Below are 21430 nucleotides of genomic sequence, written 5' to 3'. Positions count from 1 at the left end.
TATGGTGCCATACTTCAATGCGTCCCGAGACGCAGGAAGCACCGCAGGGAGGCTATCAGATGTTCACCGTCAACAGGCGCACGCTGTGCGCGATCGCGTTCGCAGCCGCCGGCCTGGCGCTGCCGGCCGCCGCCCAGGCCCAGGCCCAGCTCAACGTCAACACCGCGCTGACCCGTGACGACCCGCTCTACAAGGGGCTGGAGCGGATGCGCGACCGCGTCGCCGAGCGCTCCAAGAACCAGCTCACCATCCGCATCTTCCCGGGCTCGCAGCTCGGCAAGGACGAGGACGTGCTCGAGCAGGCCCGCGCCGGCGCCAATGTCGCCGTCGTGGTCGACGGCGGCCGCCTCGCCGTCTTCGTCAAGGAGTTCGGCGTGCTCAGCGCGCCCTATCTCGCCGATGGTTTCCAGGGCGTGCGCAAGGTTGTGACCTCGCCGTTGTTCGAAACCTGGGTCGCCAAGCTGCGGACGACGTCGGGCCACCAGGTGCTGTCGTTCAACTGGTGGCAGGGTGACCGCCACCTGATCACCAACAAGCCCGTCAAGGTCCCCGCCGATCTCGCGGGCGTGCGCATGCGCACGCCGGGCGCGCCGGTCTGGATGGAGACGATCCGGGCCATGGGCGCGACCCCGACGCCGATGGGCTGGGGCGAGGTCTATCCGGCCATGCAGCAGAAGGTGATCGACGCCGTCGAGGCGCAGCACCCCGCCACCGTCGGCTCGAAGCTCTACGAGGTCGCCAAGCACGTCACCAAGACGAGCCATTTCAACCTGATCACCGGCATCGTCACCAGCGCCGCCTGGTTCGACAAGCTGACCCCGGAGTTGAAGACCATCCTGCGCGAGGAATCGCTGGCCGCCGGCGACTACGCCTCCAAGCTGACCGAGGAGTCGCTCGCCGGCTTCGAGGAGACGATGAAGAAGAACGGCATGACGGTGACAGAGGTCGACAAGAAGCCCTTCATCGACGCGACCCAGGGCGTCTACGAGAAGCTCGGCTACACCGATCTGCGGGCCGAGGTCCTGAAGCTCCTCAAGTAACGGCGCCGGCATCCCGCCAGTGACGATCCGGCGGCGCGTCCCGCGCGCCGCCGCCTTTCCGCGCGCATCGAACGGACCAAGCCGCCATGTCGCATGTCCTCATCTCGGCCGAATTCCTGCTGGCCAAGCTGCTGTTGGCGGCGATCGTGGTGCTCGTCTTCATCGCGGCGGTCGGCCGTACGCTCGGCTACCCGCTGATCTGGTCGATCGACGTCGCGCAGTTGCTCTTCATCTGGGTCTGCTTTCTCGGCGCCAATCGCGCCATGCGGCTCAAGGCCCATATCGGCGTCGATCTGTTCGTCCGGAAACTGCCGCGCACGCCGCGCTGGTTCATCGAGATCGGGTTGGCGCTGCTCGCTCTCGCCTTCCTCGTCGCGCTCGCCGTCTCCGGCTATCGGCTGACCGTGCTGAACTGGCAGCGCGTCTATGGCGACAGCGGCATCTCCTATGCCTGGGTCACGGCGGCAGTGCCTGTCGGGGCCGCGCTGCTGGCCGTCACGATCGCGATCAATCTGGTCCATGCGCTGCGGACACGCTCGCTGGTCTTCTATGCCGATCGGGGCCTCGAGCGCTCCGACAGCCATCTCGGGTGAGGCCCAAACCATGCTGACGCTCTGGGGCCTCTTCTTCCTGCTGATGTTCCTCGGCCTGCCGGTCGCGCTGGCCATCGGCATGTCCGGCTTCTCCTTCTTCGTCTTCTCCGGCTCGATCCCGCTCGGCATCGGCGTCCAGCAGATCGCCACCGCCTCGCAGAGCTTCCCGCTGCTCGCCGTGCCGTTCTTCGTGCTGGCCGGTCACATGATGAACAAGACCGGCATCACGCACCGGCTGATCGCCTGCTCAAACGTGCTGGTGTCCTGGATGGCGGGCGGCCTCGCCCAGGTCTGCATCCTGCTCTCCACGCTGATGGGCGGCGTCTCCGGCTCGGCCGTGGCCGATGCCGCCATGGAGGCGCGCATCCTCGGCCCGGACATGATCCGCAAGGGCTATTCGAAGGGCTTCACCTGCGCCGCCATCGCGGTCGGCTCCCTGATCACGGCGACGATCCCGCCGAGCCTAGGACTGATCCTCTATGGCTTCGTCGGCAATGTCTCGATCGGCCGCCTCTTCCTGGCGGGCGTCATTCCGGGCCTGCTGATGATGGCCGCGCTGATGACCGTGGTCTGGCTCGTCGCGCGCAAGCGCGGTTACCACTCCGCCAGCAAGGAGCTCCCGACGGGCAGGGCGGTCTGGCGCGCGGTCGTCGACGCCAAATGGGCGCTGCTCTTCCCGCTGGCCCTGTTGTTCGGCATCCGCGCCGGTATCTTCACCCCCTCCGAGATCGGCGCCTTCGCGGTCGTCTATGCGGTGGTCGTCGGTGTGTTCCTCCATAAGGAACTGACCTTCGAGAGCTTCATGGAAGCGCTGGGCGAGGGCGTGCTCGATGTCGGCGTGATCATGCTGATCATCCTGCTGTCCGGCATGGTCGGCTACGCGCTGATCTTCGAGCAGGCGCCGCAGGAGGTCGCCGAATGGATGCTGGGCCTGTCCCAGAATCCGCTGGTGATCGTGCTGCTTGTGCTGTTCTTCCTGCTGGTCGCCGGCTTCTTCGTCGAGAGCACGGTGCTGGTGCTGCTGCTGACACCGATCTTCGTGCCGATCATCACCAAGCTCGGCGTCGACCCCGTGCATTTCGGCATCCTGATGATGTCGATCGTGACGCTCGGCTCGATGACGCCGCCGGTCGGCGTGGCGATGTACACGGTGTGCTCCATCCTCGACTGTTCGATCGAGGAGTACCTGGTCGAATCGCTGCCGTTCATTGCCGCCATCCTCGCCGTCATCGGCTTCCTCGCCCTGTTCCCGGGCGTCGTGCTGTTCCTCCCCAACCTCCTGATGTGATCCGAGATCGATCCGATGAAACAGACCTGGCGCTGGTTCGGCCCCGACGACGCCGTCACACTCGCCACCGCCCGCCAGGCCGGCGCGAGCGGCATCGTCACTGCGCTGCATCACATCCCCTATGGCGAGATCTGGAGCGTCGCCGAGATCGAGACGCGCAAGGCACAGATCGCGGCGCCGGGTTTCGGGCTCGACTGGTCGGTGGTGGAAAGTCTGCCCATCCATGAACGCGTCAAGCTGGGGGAGGGCGATCTCGAGCCCATCTTCGCCAATTATCGGCAGTCGATGGCGAATCTCGCCGCCTGCGGCCTGAAGACGATCTGCTACAACTTCATGCCGGTGCTCGACTGGACCCGCACCGAACTCGACCATCCGCTGCCCGCCGGCGCCCGCGCCCTGCGGTTCAATGCGCATCAATATCTCGCCTTCGACTGGCTGATCCTCGAGCGGCCCGGCGCGGAAGAGGGCCAGTCCCCGGAGTTGCGCGCCAAGGCGAGGGCGTGGTTCGAAGCCTCGACGCAGGCCGACCGCGACCGCCTGCTCGCCAACATCATGGCCGGCCTGCCGGGGGCCTATGACCGTTACGACGTGCCGGCCCTGCGCGGCATGCTGGCGCGCTATGCCGGCATCGACGCGCAGGCACTGCGGGCGAACTTCGCCCGCTTCCTGCGCGCCGTCGTTCCCGCCGCGCAGGAACTCGGCATCCGGATGTGCGTGCATCCCGACGACCCGCCGCGGCCGCTCTTCGGCCTGCCGCGCATCGTCTCGACGGAGGCCGACATCGAGGCTGTCCTCGCCATGGTCGATCTGCCGGCCAACGGGCTCACGCTCTGCTCGGGCTCGCTCGGCGCCCATCCCGACAACGACGTGCCCGCCATCGCGCGCCGCTTCGCCGACCGGATCTGGTTCGCGCATCTGCGCAATGTCGCCAAGGACCCGGACGGCTCCTTCATGGAGGCGGAGCATCTCGGTGGCGACACCGACATGGTCGCGCTGATCGCGGCGCTGCTCGACGAGGAGGCGAGGCGCCGCGCCGAAGGGCGCGACGACTGGGAAATCCCGATGCGGCCCGACCATGGCCACGAGATCCTCGACGATATCGGCCGCGGCAGCTTCCCCGGCTATCCGGCGATCGGCCGCCTGCGCGGCCTCGCCGAGCTGCGGGGCGTCATGGCTGCCCTCGCGCATCGGCCGGTAGGACGGCAGGGCTGAACCGGCTCCGCGGCCGCCCCGCTGCGGCTCGGGCGGCTAAAGGACCTCGCGCACGCGCAGCAGGGTCGAGTCCATGTGCTGGCCGATGATGCGGCTCAGCTCTGCGGCGTCGCGCTTGAGCAGGGCCGCCATCATCTCCTCGTGCTCGGCCACCGCGCCGGCCCATTTCACCGGCCCTTCATTGCCGACGAATCGCAGCCGCTTGATCCGCGACTGCAGCGTGCCGTGCATCTCCGTCAGCACGGCATTGCCCGAGGCCGCGACGATCGCGCTGTGGATCGCCTGGTTGAGCTTGAAGTATTCGAGCCGGTTGCGCGTCGCGTAGAGCGCCAGCATCTGCTGGTGCAGGGCGTGGATCGCCTCGATCGTCGCATCGGACGCCGTCTCGCAGGCCATGCGCCCGGCGAGCTGCTCGAGTGTCTTCAGCACCTCCAGAACGTCCGCGAGATCGCGCGCCGAGAAGCGCCGCACGATCGCGCCCTTTGCGGGCAGGATCTCGACGAGCCCCTCGCTGGCGAGCGTCTTGATCGCCTCGCGCAGGGGGGTGCGCGAGACGCCGAGCTGCGCGCCCACCAGCCCCTCATTGATGCGCTGGCCGGGCTCGAGCCGTCCCTCGATGATCATGTCGCGGACCCGCTCCAGCACCTCGTCATGGAGGGTCCGTCGCGTGATCCGGGGGTAGTCGATTGCAGGCTCGCTCATCGCCGTGTCACCGATCCTGTCTTTATGCCGGTTACGGCATGGGAACCCGGTGCTGTCAAACGCCGGTGCCAGTCTCGCCCGCGAAGAGTGCGTCCTGGCGCCGGCGCATCGCCAGCAGGCCGGAGGCCTCGTCGATCTCGACATCGCCGAGGCGGATCGCCTCGCCGGCCCTGACGGGGCGCGCCAGCCTTCGGTCGGCGACGAGATAGAACGGCGCAGGCTTGTCATCGGCCAGCGCTGCCGCGGGGCGAACCTCGGCGCCGACATCCGCGATGCTGTGATGGTGCCCGCCCATCGTGAGCACGGTCCCGGCGGCGAGATCGGCCTGCGCCACCGCCACCAGATCCTGCCGCGGACGGTAATCCTCGCCATAGCCGGAGCGGCCGAGCCCGGCGGCGTCGAGCACCGAGGTCGCGACCTCGACGCCGAGCAGATGCCGCGGCAGATAGAGCATTGCCGTCTTGCCCGAGCGCGAGACGACATGCCCCTTGCCGGCCAGCATGTCCCAGGTCTCGGCGTTGTCGCAGGTGACGACGATGAAGACGCCGCCCGCGAAGCTGGCCTCCTCGACGAGGCGCAGATGGTGGAAGACGTCGATGCGCCGTGGGCCGGACATCAGCCCGCCCTGGCTGTGCAGGGAAAACAGCTCCGCCAGTTCCGGGATCCGCGCCGGCGGGGCGTGGAAGCCCGGCTGGTCGGCTTGGAAATCGAGCGCGTTGGCGACCAGCGTCATCTCGCAGAGATCGGGCACGGCGCGCAGCGGAAAGGCCTCGCCGAGAATCCGCGCCCGTGCGGCGGCGGCCTCGACCGGCGTTTCTCCGCCCAGCCAGTGCTCGCGCAGCGCCGGCAGCGATCGCGTCACGCCGTTGCAGGTCACCGCGCCGGTGCCGGGATCGAAGACGAAGTCGTACTCGCTCGATTTGCCGGCTGCGACGATCTCGAGCCCGAGCACCTCGGCCCAACTCGCGAGACCGATCAGCAGGCTCGGCTGATCGCCATCGACCGGCGTCACCACCACGCCGGCCTCGCGTGCGAGCCGGGCGAGCCCCGGCCCGACGACGCTGTCGGCCTCCTTCGAGACCAGCGCGACATGGCGCTTCGCTTCGATCGCCAGCAGGGCGTGGCGCGTCGCGGCTTCGGGGCTGCCGGTCGCCTCGGCGAGAAGCTGGAAGGGAAGGGCGATGACCGTTTCGAGCCGCCCCGCCGCGACGCAGCGGCCGGCATCCCAGGCGGCGCGGGCCTCGGCCGGTGTCTCGCAAAGCGCGATCTCGTCCCGTCCATAGCCGGCCGCCGCGAAGGCCCGGCCCGCGGCCTCTGCCGTCACATCCACCGCGATGCGCGCGTTCACCAGCGGGATCTTGCGGGCCTGTGCGAGGTAGCTGCGGCCGAAACCGCCACTGCCGACGAGGCAGGTTTCGATCGGCTCGCGGATGCCGCCATAATGCGCGTGGAAATTCATCGGCTCCTCCCAGAGCGGCCTGTCGCGGCTGCGCCGCCTCTTTACGCTCTTCCTACCGCAGTTCGGATATGCTGCATACAGCATACTTGTAGCTGCTAGCGGGCTGTGTTAGCGATGGACCATCGAACACGACGCAGAAGCGGAGCAGGGTGATGGAGGAGCGCATGACGGGCGATCTGCCGGTGGTCGCAGTCGCGATGGGCGACCCCTCGGGAATCAGCCCCGAACTGACGGCGCGCATCCTCGCCGAAACCGACCTGCGCGCCGCGGCCCGCTACGTCGTCTTCGGCGATGCGCGGCTGCTGCAGCAGGGCATCACCGATTCCGGTGTCGACCCGCAGGTCCGCATCGTCCGCGACGGTGAGACGCTGCCGCTCGGCGAGCGGCCGGTCTTCGTCGATCTCGTCAACCACGACCCAGCCGACCTTCAGCGTGGCAAGGCGACGCTGGCCGGTGGCAAGGCCGCGACCGAGAATTTCCGCCGTGCGCTCCAGTTCGCCGCCGCCGGCCAAGCCGATGCGGTCTTCTTCACGCCTTTCAACAAGGCGGCGATGCGCTTCGCCTATCCCGCCTATGACGACGAGATCCGCTTCGTGCGTGACGCGATCGGCTTCGACGGGCCCGCCAGCGAGTTCAACATCCTCGGCAAGCTCTGGAATGCGCGGGTGACCTCGCATATTCCGCTGTCGGAGGTTGCCGCCAACGTCACGCAGGAGCGCATCCTCAAGGCGTTGACGCTGGCCGACGCCAATCTGCGCCTCGCCGGCTTCGAGCCGCCGCGCATCGCGGTCGCGGGCATCAATCCCCATGCCGGCGACGGCGGCAATTTCGGCCGCGACGAGATCGACACGATCGAGCCGGCGGTGCGGGCGGCGAAGGCCAAGGGCTTCACCGTCGAGGGGCCGTTCCCCTCCGACACCGTGTTCCTGCGCGCCCGCAACGGCGATTTCGACGCCGTGCTGACGATGTATCACGACCAGGGCCAGATCGCGATGAAGCTGATCGGCTTCGACAGCGGCGTGACCCTGATCGGCGGCTTCCCCTTCCCGATCTGCACGCCCGCCCATGGCACGGCCTATGAGATCGCCGGCAAGGGCATCGCCAATCTCGGCGCGACCCGGGCCGCGCTCGCGCTCGCCGTCAAGATGGCCCAGGACGGCAAGGCGAGGGCCAAGGCCGCCGCCTGAGACCGTCCCCCATTCAAAAACCGCCATTCAAGAGCGGTCGCGAAAACCGATCATCCAGGGAGACAACGCATGAAGAGCTTCAGCATCACAGCCGCGATCGTCGGCGCCATTGCCCTCGGCGGCGCCGGGACGGCCCAGGCCTGGCAGCCGTCCAAGCCGGTCGAGTTCGTCGTCACCTCCGGCGCCGGCGGCGGCACCGACAATTTCGCCCGCATGATCCAGTCGATCATCAGCAAGCACAAGCTGATCGACCAGTCGATCGTGGTCGTCAACAAGGGCGGCGGATCGGGCGCGGAAGGCTATATCCACGGCAAGGGCGGCAAGGGCGACGCGCACCGCGTCATCTTCGGCACCAACAATGCCTATCTGCTGCCTTACGTCGCCAAGCTCGGCTACAAGGTCTCCGATCTGACCCCGGTCGCCGCGCTCGCGCTCGACGAGTTCCTGCTCTGGGTCAAGGGCGATGCGCCCTATGCCGACGCCAAGAGCTACATCGAGGCGGTCAAGGCCAAGCCGATGGGCTTCAAGATGGGCGGCAGCCAGTCCAAGGACACCGACCAGACGCTGACGATGATGATCCAGGAGGCCACCGGCGCCAAGATGATCTACGTCCCGTTCCAGGGCGGCAGCGCCGCGGCCGTCCAGCTCGCCGGCGGTCACATCGATTCCAACGTCAACAATCCCAACGAGAACATCGGTCAGTGGAAGGCCGGCCAGGTGAAGCCGCTCTGCGTCTTCTCGCCGGTGCGCCTCGCCAAGGGCCAGCCCGTCTTCGAGGGCAAGGGCTGGGGCGACATCCCCACCTGCAAGGAAGCCGGCCTGCCGATCGAGACCTTCCAGATGCCGCGCACTGTCTGGCTGCCTGCCGACGTTCCCGCCGATGCCGTCGCCTTCTACGAAGGCGTGCTGGAGAAGGTCTCGAAGTCGCCGGAGTGGCAGGAATTCGTCACCCGCACCGCCCAGACCGCCCGGTTCATGAAGGGCAAGGAACTGGCCGATTTCGTCGCCAAGGACGAAGCAGCGAACAAGAAGGTCTTCCAGGCCGAGGGCTGGGTCGTCAACTGACTCAGCCCGGCTGAAGCCTCTCCGGACGGCCGCCCGGCCGTCCGGCTTTTCTTCCAACGCTCCCTGCCAGTTTCGAGCGGCCGTCCCGGCCGGGAGGAAACGCCCCATGATCACGCGCTTCTGGGCGGAAACCGCGACCTCGCTCGCAACACTCGCCTTTGGGTTGGTCGTCCTCTGGGGCGCGCTCGAATTCGGGATCGGCTGGGATTCGTCCGGGCCCCAGCCCGGAGCCTTTCCCTTCTACACCGGCGTCCTGGTGGCGCTCGCCAGTGTCGGGACGCTCGTGGTCACCTTCGTCCAGCGCCTGCGCGGGGCCGCCATCGTCCGGGAGGTCTTCCTCAACCGCGAACGTGCCGGCCGTGTGATCTCCTTCTTCGCCCCGCTCGTCGCTTTCGTGCTGATCACGGCCTTCGCGGGCATGTATGTCGCCACCATCGCCTATCTGCTCTACGCGATGCGTTTCCAGGGCGGCTTTGGCTGGCTCGTCTCGATCGCCAGCGCGCTCGGGGCCGCCCTCGTCTTCTATGTCGTGTTCGAACGCTTCTTCCAGATCGGACTGCTGAAGGGCCCGATCGAGCGCCTGCTCGGGCTTTAGGCTCGGTTCGTCAGAGAGGACGCCGCCATGGACAACATCGCCTCGCTGATGCACGGGTTTTCCGTCGTGCTCACCACCCACCACATCCTGCTGATGATGGCGGGCGTGCTGCTGGGCATTCTGGTCGGCGTCCTGCCCGGTCTCGGCGCGCCCAACGGCGTCTCGCTGATGCTGCCGCTGACCTTCACCATGGACCCGGTCTCGGCGATCATCCTGCTGACCTCGCTCTACTGGGGCGCGCTGTTTGGCGGTTCGACCACCTCGATCCTGTTCAACATCCCGGGCGAACCCTCATCGGTGGCGACGACGTTCGACGGCCACCCCATGGCCAAGCAGGGCAGGGCGACGGAAGCGCTGTCCTTCGCCTTCCTCTCGGCCGGGATCGGGGCGCTGGCAGGCGTCATCCTGATCACGCTCCTCTCCGGATGGGTCGCGAACTTCGCCCTGCGCTTCTCGTCGCCGGAGTTCTTCGCGGTTTATTTCATGACCTTCGCCAGCTTCATCGGGCTCGGCGGCGCCTCACCCTTCAAGGCGATCGTCGCCATGGGCGTCGGCTTCGCGCTGGCCTCGGTCGGCATGGACTCGGTCTCCGGCAACATCCGCCTGACCTATGAATTCGACATCCTGCTCGGCGGCATCTCCTTCCTGATTGCCGTGATCGGCCTGTTCGGCATCGGCGAATTGCTGCTCACCATGGAAGAGGGGCTGCGGTTCGAGGGCGTCGCCGCCAAGGTCAGCGTCCGAGACGTGCTGCGCACGGCGGCCAAGATGCCGCGCTACTGGGTCGCCCTGCTACGCTCGAGCGCCATCGGCATCTGGATGGGTATCACGCCCGGTGGTCCGACCGCCGCCTCCTTCATGAGCTACGCCATGGCCAAGCGCTCCTCGCGTAACCCGGCGAAGTTCGGCAAGGGCGAGCCCGAGGGTGTGATCGCACCCGAGACGGCCGACCACGCCGCCGGTTCAGCCGCCATGCTGCCGATGCTGGCGCTCGGCATTCCAGGCTCGGCGACCGCGGCGGTGATGATGGGCGGGCTGATGATCTGGGGCCTCAACCCCGGTCCGATGCTGTTCATCGAGCGCCCGGACTTCGTCTGGGGGCTGATCGCCTCGATGTATCTCGGCAATGTCGTCGCGGTGGTCGTCGTGCTCGCAACCGTCCCGCTCTTCGCCTCGATCCTGCGCATCCCCTTCTCGATCGTCGCGCCGCTGATCGTGATGATCTGCTTCATCGGAGCCTATACGGTCGCCAGCAAGGAGTTCGACATCTGGGTCGCGCTCGCCTTCGGCATCGTCGGCTATGTCTTCAAGAAGCTCGACTATCCGATCGCGCCGCTGATCCTGGCCATGGTCATCGGCGACAAGGCTGAGGACGCCTTCCGCCAGTCGATGATCTTCAGCCAGGGCTCGCTCTCGATCTTCTGGTCGAACGCGCTGGTCTCGACGCTGATGGGCATCGGGCTGGCCCTGCTGCTGCTGCCGCTGATCGGCTCCCTTCTGCGCCGGCTCTTCGGCCGCAAAACCCTGGCTCCTGCCGCCTGACCCAACGAGGCACCACCATGACCGAACCCTACAAGGGAATCCTGCCGATCGCCCCCACCATCTTCCACGACAATGGCGATCTCGATCTCGAGGGCAACCGCCGCGTCATGGATCTGATGGTCGACCAGGGCGTCGACGGCATCTGCATTCTCGCGAACTTCTCCGAGCAGTTCCTGCTCACCGACGCCGAGCGCGAGCAGGTGATGCATCTCTCGCTGGAGCAGGTCGCCGGGCGCGTGCCGGTGATCGTCACCACCTCGCATTTCTCGACCCGCATCGCCGCCCAGCGCGCCAAGGCCGCGGCCGATGCCGGCGCCAAGATGCTGATGATGATGCCGCCCTATCACGGGGCTCTCCTCAAGGCCGACGAGCAGGGCATGATCGAGCACTTCAAGCAGGTCGCGGATGCCTGCGGTATCCCGATCATCCTGCAGGACGCGCCGCTGTCGGGCGTCACGCTCACTGTGCCCTTCATGATTAGGCTGGCGAAGGAGGTGCCGCTCGTCCGCTATTTCAAGATCGAGGTTCCCGGTACGGCCAACAAGCTGCGCGCGCTGATCGAGGCCGGAGGCGAGGCGGTCGTCGGCCCCTTCGACGGCGAGGAGGCGATCACCCTGATGGCCGATCTCGACGCCGGCGCGACCGGCACGATGACCTCGGCCATGATCCCGGACCTGATCAAGCCGATCCTCGCCGCCCACGCGGCGGGAGACCGCAAGCAGGCCGCGGCGCTCTATGCGAGGGTGCTGCCGATCATCAATTACGAGAACCGCCAGTGCGGCCTGCGCTCGGCCAAGGCGGTGATGAAGGAGGGCGGCGTGATCAAGTCGGAAGCTGTGCGCCATCCGCTGACGTCGCTGCATCCCAAGACCCGCGAGGGGCTGATCGAACTCGCCCGCGAACTCGATCCGCTCGCCCTGCGCTGGGGCAAATAGGCGGCCGACATCGGTCCGGGTGGCCATCGAGCCCCCGGCACCGGCGCTTGCCGGCTCAGGCCGGCAGAGCAGCCTTGCGGCCCGCCTTCGGCTGCGCATGCGGCGGCCCGTCGACGCGCGGCACCGCCGAGAGCAGCCTGATCGTGTAGGGGTGGCTCGGCGCGCTCATGATCGCGTCGGCCGGCCCGACCTCGACGATCTTGCCGTGATGCATCACCGCGACACGGTCGGCGAGATGGGCGACGACCGAGATGTCGTGCGAGATGAAGAGATAGGCGACGCCGAGCCGGTCCTTGAGATCCGCCAGCAGGTTGACGATCGCCGCCTGCACGGAGACGTCCAGCGCCGAGACCGGCTCGTCGCAGACGATGAAGCGCGGCTGCGTCGCCAGCGCCCGCGCGATGCCGACGCGTTGTTTCTCGCCGCCGCTCATCTGGTGCGGGTAGCGGTCGGCGTAATGCACCGGCAGGCGCACCAGATCGAGCAGCTCGTCGACGCGCCTGGGGATCTCGCCCGCCGGCGCGAGGCCGAAGCGGGCGATCGGTCGGCCGAGCAGCTCGCGGATGGTCTTGCGCGGATTGAGCGAGGAATCCGGGTTCTGGAAGACGATCTGCGCGGTGCGCCGCATCGCTTCGAGCGCGCTCTGCGGCTTGCCGGAGACGGTCTCGCCGCCGATCCGGATGACGCCGGAATCCGCCTCGACCAGCCGCAGGATCGTACGCCCCAGCGTCGTCTTGCCCGAGCCGGATTCGCCGACGAGCCCGACGACCTCGCCCGGCGCGATCGTCAGCGAGATGTCGTCGACCGGCCGGATGCGGATGGCGTCGCGAACCGGCCGCCAGCCCTCGAAGCGCAGCTTGCCGCGGCCGAGCACGAAGCTCTTGGTGAGATGCTCGACCGCGACGACCGGCTCGGCCGTGACAGCCTGGGTGGCGGGTGAGGGGGATCCGACGGCATCGGCCTCCGCCTGGACCGGCCAGGGGGTCTCGCGCAGCGCCTCGGCGGAACTGCAGCGCACCAGCCGGCCGCCGATGTCGCGCAGGCTCTGCGGCGCCTGGCTGTCATCAGTCGCGAAGGGACAGCGCGAGACGAAGCGGCAGCTCGCCGGCGGCTGGCGCAGATCGGGCAGGCGGCCGGGAATGGCGGCGAGCCGCGCCGTTTTGCGCCCGATGCGCGGGATCGCGGCGAGCAGCCCCTTGCTGTAGGGATGGGCCGGCCGCTGCAGCACATCCTCGGTCGCGCCCTGCTCGACGATCTGCCCGGCATAGAGCACGGCGACCTCGTCGGCGATCCGCCGGACGACGCCGAGATTATGGCTGATGAAGAGCATCGTCAGGCCGCGCCGGACCCGCAGATCCTCGAGCAGATCGAGGATCTGCGCCTCGATGGTGACGTCCAGCGCCGTGGTCGGCTCGTCGAGGATCAGCAGCTCAGGCTCGGAGGCGAGCGCCCCCGCGATCAGCGCGCGTTGCCGCATGCCGCCGGAGAGTTCATGCGGATAGGCCTTCGCGACGGCCTCGGGGTTGACGATGCCGACCTCGTCGAGCAGCGCGATGGCCCGCTCGAAGGCGGCCTCCGGTGTGAAGCCACGATGGTGCACGAGGCCTTCGCCGACCTGGTCGCCGATCCGCAAGCTGGGGTTCAGCACCGAGAACGGGTCCTGGAAGACCAGCCCGATGCGCGAGCCGCGCAATTGCCGGCGCGCCTCCGCCCCCATCGTCAGGATGTCGGCGCCGTCGAACAGGATGCGGCCGGAAGGCACCGAGGCCTCCGCCGGCAAAAGCCCCATGGCGGCGAGCGCGATCGTGCTCTTGCCGGAGCCGGATTCGCCTACCAGCGCCAGCGTCGAGCCCCTGCGGGCCTGGAGGCTGACCGAGGACAGCGCCTCGATCTCGCCGCCGGCGGTGCGGTAGCGGACGGTCAGGTCGTCGATGATCAGCATCAGGCCTTCCCCAGCCGCGCCTTGAGGCGCGGATCGAGGCGCTCGCGGGCGCCGTCGCCGAGCAGGTTGATGCCGATCACCAGCAGGCACATGGCCAGCCCCGGTGCCAACGCGATCCAGGGCGCACGGTTGAGGAAGGAGCGAGCTTCGGAGATCATCAGCCCCCAGTCGGAGCTCGGCGGCTGGGCGCCGAGCCCGAGGAAGGACAGCGCCGATCCCAGAAGGATCGCATAGGTCACGCGCAGGCTGGCCTCGACGATCAGCGGCGGCCAGGCATTGGGCAGAATCTCGCGGAACAGGATGTAGGAGGTGCTCTCAGCCCGCGCCTTGGCGGCCTGCACGAACTCCTCATTGGCCAGCGTCAGCGTCACGCTGCGCGCCAGCCGCGCGATCGGCGGGATATAGACGAAGCCGACGGCGAGCGCGGTCTTCCACAGGGCGGGCGGCGTCACGGCGAGCACGAGCAGGCCCAGCATGATCGGCGGGATCGCCATCAGCACATCCGCCAGCCGCATCAGCGCCTCGTCGACCCAGCCGCGGAAATAGCCGGCCGCCAACCCCATCGGCACGCCGATGGCGAGGCTGAACAGCGTCGCGGCCACACCCATGCCGATCGAGAGCCTGGCCCCCATCAGCAGGCGGCTGAGCACGTCGCGGCCATATTCGTCGGTGCCGAGCCAATAGGTCGCGTTCGGCGCCAGGAAGCGCGTGCGCATCGAGATCGTGTCCCAAGGGTGGGGCGCGATCCAGGGCGCGAGCAGCCCGAGCAGAAGGATGGTGCCGGTGATGGCGAGCCCGGCCTTGAGCTGCAGCGGCATCGGCTTGCGCGGCGGCTTTGCGGGCGTGGCGAGGGCTGGTTCAGGCGACATGGCGGCCGAACCGGATTTTGGGGTTGAGGCGGGCATAGAGCAGGTCGGCCAGCAGGTTGGCGAGCGCGTAGATCGCGGCGACCACCAGGATCGCGGCCTGCAGCGTCGGCAGATCGCGATTCTGGATCGAGAAGACGACGAGGCGGCCGAGGCCGGGATAGGCGAAGACGGTCTCGATCACGACGATGCCGCCCATCAGCCGGCCGAAATCCAGCGCCAGCACCGTGATCGTCGGCAGCAGCGCGTTGCGCAGCGCATGGTGGAGCACGATCACCCGCTCGGGCAGGCCCTTGGCGCGGGCGGCGGTGATGTAGGGGCTCTGCATCACCTCGATCATGCTCGACCGGGTCAGGCGCGAGACATGGGCGAGATGGCCGAAGACCAGCGTCATGGTGGGCGCGATCAGGTGCTTGGCCCATTCCCAGACGCCGGCCGAGAGCGGCTCGTAGCCCGAGGCCGGCAGCCAGCCGAGCCAGGCGGCGAAGACGATGATGACCACGATCGCCCAGAAGAATTCGGGCACGGCGATGCCGAGATAGGTCGCGATCGAGACGCCGTGGTCGAGCGGCCTGCCATGGCGCAGCGCCGCGACGATGCCGAGCCCCACGCCGATGACGGCGATCAGCACGAAGGAGAGACCCGTCAGCATCAGCGAGCGCTGCAGCGCTTCCAGCAGCATCGGCCCGACCGGCCGGTTCATCAGCGTCGAGACGCCGAGATCGCCGGTGACGAAGCCGCCCGCCCAGCGCAGATATTGCTGCCAGACCGGGTCGGTCAGGCCGAGTTTGAGTTCCAACGCGTGGACTTGCTCCGGCGTCGCGAAGGCGCCCAGGATCAGATAGGCGACATTGGCAGGCAGCAGCGTCGTCACACCGAAGACGAGCATCGACACCGCCACGAGGACGAGAACCACGAGGGCCAGGCGTCGGGTGATGTAAGCTGCCATCGGGGACGGGTTCCTGCGAGCCGGGGCTGCGCCCGCCCGCACCGCGAGGGCGGGGAGGGCGGACGCAGAGGCGGGATCAGGGCTTGATCGAGACGTTCTTGAGCTCGAGCCACTGCATCGGGGTCGACTTGAAGCCGTCGACCTTCTTGCTGACGCCGTTCACATGCGCCGCCGAGTAGGCGATGATGCCGGGCACGGTCTCTTCGGCGATCGCCTGGAACTTCTCGAAGATCGCCTTGCGGGCGGCCTGGTCATTGGTCTTGCGGGCATCGTCCAGCAACTGGTCGACACGGGCATCCTTGTAGATCCAGAGCTGCTTGTTCCAGCTTCCGCTCGAATGGTAGAAGGGATAGATCGCCGTATCGATCGTCGGCCGGGCGAAATAGCCGTCGACATACATCTGCGCCTTGCCCGCGACATTTGCGGTGTAAGAGGCGAAGGGCACCCGCTCGACATTGATCCGGATGCCGGCAGCCCGGGCCATGTCACGCACCGCGACGCCGACGCGCACGCGCTGCTCGCGCTCCTGCGGAACCTGCATCGGCACGTCAAAGCCGTTGGGGAAGCCGGCCTCGGCCAGCAGCTTCTTGGCCTGGGCGATGTCGGGAGCACCGACCTTGAGGGACTTGTTGAAATAGGGATGGCTGGGGGGAATCGGGCTGAAGGTCGGCTCGCCCTGGCCGAACAGGGCGAGTTCGACGATCGCCGCCTTGTCGATCGTCAGGGCCAACGCCTTGCGCACCCGGACGTCGTTGAAGGGCGGGCGGTCGTTGTTGAGGATGACGCCGTCCCAGGTCGGCGTCGAGACGCTGTCGGCGCGGGCGACCGCGCTGGTCTTCAGCTTGTCGACCGCCTCATAGGGCATGCTCCAAACGATATCGACCGCACCCGATTCCAGCGCTGCCATCCGTGCCGCCGATTCCGGGATGATCCGCAGCGTCGCGCCGTCCAGCTTCGGCAGGCCCTTCTCGAAATAGTCGGGGTTCTTGGTCAGTTCGAGCCGGTCGCCCGGCGACCAGGACTTGAACATGAAGGGGCCGGTGCCGATCGGCCGGGTCGAGAGCTCGGCGAGCTTGTCCTTGGGGACGATGCGCAGCTGCCGGTCGGCGAAGATGTCGGCGAAGCCGGCATAGGGGATGTTGAGCTTGAACACGACCGTCATCGGGTCGCTGGCCGAAATGCCCTCGACCATCGACAGGCTGGTGCGGGCGCGCGAACCCGTCGCCGGATCGAGGATGCGCTTCATCGTGGCGACCACGTCCTCGGCGTCCATCACCCGGCCATGGTGGAACTTGACGCCCTGGCGCAGCTTGAAGGTCCAGGTCTTGAGGTCGTCGGAGGCCGTCCAGCTCTCGGCGAGATCGGGCTTCACCGTCATGTCGGGGTCGATGCGCGAGAGCCCGTTGAACAGCAGGTGGACATAGACGTACTCGTCGCCGATCGTCGTCCTGGCCGGGTCGAGCTGGCTCAGGGTCGTCCCGAGCGCGACGCGCACGGTACCCTGGGCTGCGGCGGGCAGCGCCGTCAGCGCGGTCGAAAGGCCGATCGTGACGGCCAGTGTCGCAAGATGTCGTCTCATGGTGATCCCCTCGTTGTCGGTGGTCAGCTCTTCGGCCGGTTCGCGATGGCGGTGTCCGGATCGACCGCCCGCGTCACGTAGAGATCGGCGACGGGCTCGTAGTCGCGCCAGAGGCGCCCGAGCGTCGCGATCGGGTCTGCATCGCCGTCGACCCGCAGGTCGACATAGGGAAAGGCCTGCTCATGCGCGACGATCAGCGCGGTCGAGACCAGCGGCTTGAACTCGCCGCCCGCCTCTTCGCCGGCTTGCAGGGCCGCGATCAGTCGCGCGGCGAGCGGCGCCGCCGGATCGGCCTCGAAGGCGCGCACCATGGCGGCGGGCACCTCCTGCGAGCGCACGATGTTGCCGAGCGCGACGCAGTCGCGCCCATGGACTTCGGCCAGTTCAGGCTGCACGTTTCCGCCGCTGAAGCTCGCGGTGCGGCCGGTGGCGTCGATGACGGCGAGCTGGCGCCAGTCGCTGCGTGGCGTCGCGGCGGCTGCGGCTTCGACGGCCTGCCGGGCGGAGTAGCCGCGCCGGAGCAGGTCCAGCATCAGCGGGCCGAGCCGCGGATCGGTCATGTGCTGCGTCAGCGCTGCGCCGATGCCGGCCGCGGCATGCTGGCAGCGCGATCCGACCGCGATCGAGGAGGTGGTGACCACCGCCCCGAGCATGCCCGTGCGAGCGCAGCGACCGGCGAGCGAGAACGTCATCGCGCGCCGTTCCGGATGGCGACGATATCGACCTCCATCAGCAGCTCCGGGCTGGCGAGCCCCTTGATGATGACGCTGGTGAAGGCACTGGCATTGTCGCCAAGACGCTCCCGGACGACTGCATTGACCTCGGCGAGGAAGGCCCGGTCGGTGACGTAGACGGTCGCCTTGGCGACATCGTCGAGGCCTGCCCCGGCTTCCGACAGCAGCGTCGCGACATTGTCCATCGCGACCTGCGCCTGCACCTTCGCGTCACCGGCGCCGTAGAGCACCTCGTCGAGCCCCATTCCGGTCTGGCCGCGCAGCGTGACACGGTCGCCCGACACCACCGCCATGCAGAACTCGCAGTCGAGCGGCTGCTGCTCGGTGCCGTAACGCGCCGCGCTCGAGTGATAGGTCCGCAGCCGCTCATGCGGCTTTCCGCCCGGCTTGCGGACGACCGTGACGTCGATCTCGAAGAGGATGTCGGGCCTGGCGAAGCCGGTCGTGACGATGCCGGTCGAGACCGGCCGGACACCGGCGAGGTGCTTGCCGATCATCGGGTAGACGCCGGCGCGATAGGCGCGGTCGGAGATGTAGACGGTGATCTTGCAGATGTCCTCGACCGCGGCGCCGGCCTCCGCCAGCAGCGTCTTCAGGTTCGCCATGGCGAGGTCCGCCTGGGCGGCCGAGTCCGCGACGCCGCGGCCCTTGGCGGTGACGCCGCTATGGTCGAGCCCCGCGCCGGTCTGGCCGCGCAGGAAGAACTCCTCGTCGGTGGCGAGCACCATGGCGCCTTTCCAGGGGAAGCCCTGGCCGTGCCAGCTCTCGAAGGTGTAGGGCCGTGTGTGACGGGGAGGCGAGGACGGGATCGCGGCCTCCGCGTCGATCTGGACGATCAGCTCCGGCAGGGCCAGCCCGGCGACGACCAGCCCGGTGCTGACCGCGCGGACCTCGGGGAGACGCTGTGCGATCACGGCATAGACCTCGGCGCGATAGCCGCGGTCGACGATGCAGGTGGTGAGCTTGGTCAGGCTGGCGAGTGAGCCGCCGGCCTCCTTCAGCGCCGCCTCGAGCCGGTCGAGTGCGGCATGGGTCTGGGCGGCAGCGTCGCCGATGCCGGTGATGCTGCCATCGGGGTTGAGCGCGCTCGCGCCGCTGAGGAAGACGCGTTCGCCGGCGCGCACCGCTCCGGCAATGGGGAGATTAGCGATGCCGGGAAGGGCGGCGGGCGCGATGGCGTGGCGTTGCATGGGGTCTCCGCGGCGCGCGCCCCGCCTCCCGGCGGCAGCGCGTCTCAGGCCGTGCCGGCGATGCAAGAACGGAGCCCGCGGCGGCGGACCCTGCGCTTGCATCCCGGCACATCACGGAGGCTAGGCCGGAACCGGCGCGGGGATCGAATTAAAAACCGGCCCGCATTATTCGCCGCGCTTATAGGCCGCCCGCGGGCAGCCTGCGCTCTCAGCTGGCGTTGTCGGCGACCCATTGCGCGAGCACGGTGGCGGCGGCCATGAAGTCCTCGATCGCCATCGCCTCGCGCGGGTTGTGGCTGCCATGCTCGTTGCGCACGAACAGCATCGCCACCGGCACGCCCGCGGCCGCAAAGGCGGCGGAATCATGCGAGGCGGGGCTGCCGAGCGGCATGGCGGGGATGCCGAGCCTCTCCGCCGCGTGCATCAACGCAGTCCGGATACCGGGATCGACGGGCCCGACGGCGGCCGAGGCGCGCGCACCGAGTTCGAACACGACGCCGCGCTCGGCCTCGATCCGCGTGATCGCGGCGTGCATCCGCGCCTCGACGCCGGCGAGCACCACCTCGTCGTAGGCGCGCACATCCAGGCTGAAGCGGAACTCGCCCGGCACGGTGGTCATGCCATGCTTCTCGGCATCGGTGTGGAAGCGCCCGAAGGTCACGGCCATGCCGTCGCCGCGCGCCTCGTGCTCCGCCCAGATCGCGTCCAGTTCGGCGGCCAGCGCCATGCCGGCCATGGCGGCGTCGCGGCGGAAGCGACGTGGCGTGCCGACATGGTCGTAGCGGCCGAAGATGCGCGCCTCCGGATAGCGGAAATTGCCGGGGATGCCGGTGCAGATGGCGATTGGGAAGCCGGCTTCGACGAGGCTCGGCGCCTGCTCGATATGGATCTCCAGGAAGGCCCGGATGCGTTCGGGGTCCAGGCTCCGGTCGCCGCGCCGCAGCGCCTCGGGATCGCCGCCGCAGTCGCGGATATGGTCGGCGAGGGGGCGGCCCGTGTCGATGCGCCGGGCCTCCAGCGCGCCCTCGGGCAGCGTGCCCAGCGCCCCGCGGCTGCCGATATAGGAGACCTGGAACCAGACGCTCTCCTCGGCCCGGACCCCCATCACCGTCAGGTCGCAGCGCGGCGCCACGCCGAGGTCGCGTAGTGCCGCGAGGGTGACGAGGCCCGCGATCACGCCGGCGGCGCCGTCGAAATTGCCGCCATGGGGGACGCTGTCGAGATGCGAGCCCATCAGGATGGCGGGCGCGGTGGGATCGCTACCGCGCCAGGTCGCATAGGTGTTCATCGAGGCGTCGGTGGTGACCGTGAGGCCGGCCGCCGCGGCGGCTTCCGCGAAGACGCGATGGCCGAAATCCTCGCCCGCGCCATAGGTGTCGCGCATGATGCCGGGGTTTCCCGGGCTGCCCTCGGCCAGCGTCCCGAACAGCCGCTCGGCCAGGCCGCGCTGGGCCGCGACCGCCGCCGCCAACCGTTCCGGGGCGATCACGAGGCGGCCTTGTCGAAATAGCCCGCGCGGACGGCGGCGCCGATCATGTTGACGACGAAGCGCCCGGCCGTGATGCAGGTGATCTGGTTGACGTCGCTGCGCGGCGTGATCTCGACGACGTCCATGCCGACGACGCGGCCCTTGCCGACGAGGCCGTGGATCAGCGTACGCACCTGCGGGAAGGTCAGCCCGCCGGGGCAGGGGCCGGCGACGCCCGGCGCGATCGCGGGGTCGATGCCGTCGAGATCGATCGTCAGGTAGTAGCGTCCGCCCGCGGGAATCCGGTCGAGAACCGCCTGCATGCCGCGCTCATGGACCTCGTAGGAGGTCACCAAATGGGCGCCATAGGCCCGCGCCGCCTCGACCTCCTCGATCCGGGCGCTGCCGGTGCCGTGCAGGCCGATCTGGAAGATCTCGCCGACATGGGCCAATTCGGAGGCGCGCCGGATCGGGCTGGAATAGCCGGTCGTGACGCCGTTCACCTCCTGGCGCCAGTCGAGATGCTGATCGATCTGGATCAGCGTGATCGGCCCGTCGCCGTCGAGCCCGCGCAGCACCGGGATCGGCACGCCATGGTCGCCTCCGAGCACGATCGGCATCGCGCCGGCCGCCCGAATCTTGCGGATCGCCGCTTCCGCCTTGACGTAATGGGCCGTGAGGTCGCGGAAATCGCCGATGATGTCGCCGCAATCGACGGTGCGGATCGGCCGGCCGTCATAAAGCGGCCCGCCGAGATCGAAATCATAGCGCTCGATCGAGCGGACGATCCGGTCCGTTGCGCGGCGCATCGCGGCGGGCATGTTGGTCTGGTCGTTGACGATCTCGGCGAAGCTGTAGGCATCGCCAAAGGGAATGCCGAGAAAGGCGATGTCGGCCTGGAGATGGTCGAGATCGGTCGCCAGTTCCGAATAGAGAAAGGTCGCGTGGCCCGTCTTCGGGGCGGTCGTCAATGACATGGAGTCATCCTCGCCGGCTGCTCGCCGGTTCTCCGCCCTCGCCGAGAGAGGCGTCGCCGACTTTCGCCCGACACTGCTGGAGCAGCGGGGCGCAGGCAATGGAGCCG

Annotated in this window: 19 protein-coding genes; 9 read left to right on the top strand and 10 right to left on the bottom strand. The window is 68.4% G+C overall.

The genetic code is table 11. The annotated features are described in order from the left end of the window. Positions 1–59: 59 nt before the first annotated feature. The 4 genes from SJY11_RS17030 to uxuA all read left to right on the top strand — a co-directional run bounded on the left by SJY11_RS17030 (position 60) and on the right by uxuA (position 4133). Complete coding sequence (locus SJY11_RS17030) at positions 60–1040, top strand: C4-dicarboxylate TRAP transporter substrate-binding protein (RefSeq protein ID WP_376987955.1); 981 nt, start codon at positions 60–62, stop codon at positions 1038–1040. Positions 1041–1126: 86 nt separating this feature from the next. Continuing rightward, positions 1127–1633, top strand: a complete 507-nt coding sequence (locus SJY11_RS17025) for a TRAP transporter small permease (protein ID WP_376987954.1) — start codon at positions 1127–1129, stop codon at positions 1631–1633. Between the two features lie 10 nt (positions 1634–1643). Then, a complete protein-coding gene (locus SJY11_RS17020; RefSeq protein WP_376987953.1) occupies positions 1644–2921 on the top strand; it encodes a TRAP transporter large permease in 1278 nt (425 codons plus the stop codon). 15 nt (positions 2922–2936) lie between these two features. Then, positions 2937–4133, top strand: a complete 1197-nt coding sequence (gene uxuA / locus SJY11_RS17015; protein ID WP_376987952.1) for a mannonate dehydratase — start codon at positions 2937–2939, stop codon at positions 4131–4133. A 36-nt stretch (positions 4134–4169) separates the two neighbouring features. Here uxuA and SJY11_RS17010 read toward each other — a convergent pair whose 3' ends face one another. After that, the gene (locus SJY11_RS17010) at positions 4170–4835 is read right to left on the bottom strand and encodes a GntR family transcriptional regulator (RefSeq protein WP_376987951.1); all 666 of its coding nucleotides are present in this window, start codon (positions 4833–4835) and stop codon (positions 4170–4172) included. A 55-nt stretch (positions 4836–4890) separates the two neighbouring features. After that, complete coding sequence (locus tag SJY11_RS17005; RefSeq protein ID WP_376987950.1) at positions 4891–6294, bottom strand: NAD(P)H-dependent oxidoreductase; 1404 nt, start codon at positions 6292–6294, stop codon at positions 4891–4893. A 164-nt stretch (positions 6295–6458) separates the two neighbouring features. Here SJY11_RS17005 and SJY11_RS17000 point away from each other — a divergent pair, with 164 nt between their 5' ends. The 5 genes from SJY11_RS17000 to SJY11_RS16980 all read left to right on the top strand — a co-directional run bounded on the left by SJY11_RS17000 (position 6459) and on the right by SJY11_RS16980 (position 11618). Then, complete coding sequence (locus tag SJY11_RS17000) at positions 6459–7481, top strand: 4-hydroxythreonine-4-phosphate dehydrogenase PdxA (RefSeq protein ID WP_376987949.1); 1023 nt, start codon at positions 6459–6461, stop codon at positions 7479–7481. Between the two features lie 69 nt (positions 7482–7550). Next, positions 7551–8546 carry a Bug family tripartite tricarboxylate transporter substrate binding protein gene (locus SJY11_RS16995; protein WP_376987948.1) on the top strand — a complete coding sequence of 332 codons (996 nt, stop codon included), beginning with the start codon at positions 7551–7553 and terminating at the stop codon, positions 8544–8546. A 106-nt stretch (positions 8547–8652) separates the two neighbouring features. Beyond that, on the top strand, positions 8653–9141 hold the full coding sequence (locus SJY11_RS16990) for a tripartite tricarboxylate transporter TctB family protein (RefSeq protein ID WP_376987947.1): 489 nt from the start codon (positions 8653–8655) through the stop codon (positions 9139–9141). Positions 9142–9168: 27 nt separating this feature from the next. After that, positions 9169–10683: a tripartite tricarboxylate transporter permease gene (locus SJY11_RS16985; RefSeq protein WP_376987946.1), complete on the top strand. Its 1515-nt coding sequence runs from the start codon at positions 9169–9171 to the stop codon at positions 10681–10683. A gap of 17 nt (positions 10684–10700) precedes the next feature. After that, on the top strand, positions 10701–11618 hold the full coding sequence (locus tag SJY11_RS16980) for a dihydrodipicolinate synthase family protein (RefSeq protein WP_376987945.1): 918 nt from the start codon (positions 10701–10703) through the stop codon (positions 11616–11618). A gap of 55 nt (positions 11619–11673) precedes the next feature. Here SJY11_RS16980 and SJY11_RS16975 read toward each other — a convergent pair whose 3' ends face one another. The 8 genes from SJY11_RS16975 to SJY11_RS16940 form a co-directional block, all read right to left on the bottom strand. Continuing rightward, the gene (locus SJY11_RS16975; protein ID WP_376987944.1) at positions 11674–13560 is read right to left on the bottom strand and encodes a dipeptide ABC transporter ATP-binding protein; all 1887 of its coding nucleotides are present in this window, start codon (positions 13558–13560) and stop codon (positions 11674–11676) included. Continuing rightward, entirely contained in the window at positions 13560–14429 is an 870-nt protein-coding gene (locus tag SJY11_RS16970; protein WP_376987943.1) for an ABC transporter permease, read from the bottom strand. Before SJY11_RS16970 ends, SJY11_RS16975 begins: the two co-directional genes overlap by 1 nt. Next, positions 14419–15375 carry an ABC transporter permease gene (locus tag SJY11_RS16965; protein ID WP_376987942.1) on the bottom strand — a complete coding sequence of 319 codons (957 nt, stop codon included), beginning with the start codon at positions 15373–15375 and terminating at the stop codon, positions 14419–14421. The genes SJY11_RS16970 and SJY11_RS16965 overlap by 11 nt, the downstream gene beginning before the upstream one ends. A gap of 76 nt (positions 15376–15451) precedes the next feature. Continuing rightward, positions 15452–16954: an ABC transporter substrate-binding protein gene (locus SJY11_RS16960; RefSeq protein ID WP_376987941.1), complete on the bottom strand. Its 1503-nt coding sequence runs from the start codon at positions 16952–16954 to the stop codon at positions 15452–15454. Between the two features lie 23 nt (positions 16955–16977). Then, positions 16978–17646, bottom strand: a complete 669-nt coding sequence (locus SJY11_RS16955) for a DUF1028 domain-containing protein (RefSeq protein ID WP_376987940.1) — start codon at positions 17644–17646, stop codon at positions 16978–16980. After that, a complete protein-coding gene (locus SJY11_RS16950) occupies positions 17643–18878 on the bottom strand; it encodes a RidA family protein (RefSeq protein WP_376987939.1) in 1236 nt (411 codons plus the stop codon). The genes SJY11_RS16955 and SJY11_RS16950 overlap by 4 nt, the downstream gene beginning before the upstream one ends. 208 nt (positions 18879–19086) lie before the next feature. Next, on the bottom strand, positions 19087–20367 hold the full coding sequence (locus tag SJY11_RS16945) for a Zn-dependent hydrolase (protein WP_376987938.1): 1281 nt from the start codon (positions 20365–20367) through the stop codon (positions 19087–19089). Continuing rightward, entirely contained in the window at positions 20364–21323 is a 960-nt protein-coding gene (locus SJY11_RS16940; RefSeq protein ID WP_376987937.1) for an agmatinase, read from the bottom strand. The genes SJY11_RS16945 and SJY11_RS16940 overlap by 4 nt, the downstream gene beginning before the upstream one ends. Positions 21324–21430 lie beyond the last annotated feature (107 nt).

It is taken from the genome of Allobosea sp. R86505 (assembly GCF_042466375.1).
In the GTDB taxonomy this organism is placed as follows: Bacteria; Pseudomonadota; Alphaproteobacteria; order Rhizobiales; family Beijerinckiaceae; genus Allobosea.
The sequence above is the reverse complement of the archived record's forward strand: the minus strand, read 5'-3'. Positions and strand labels throughout refer to the sequence as shown.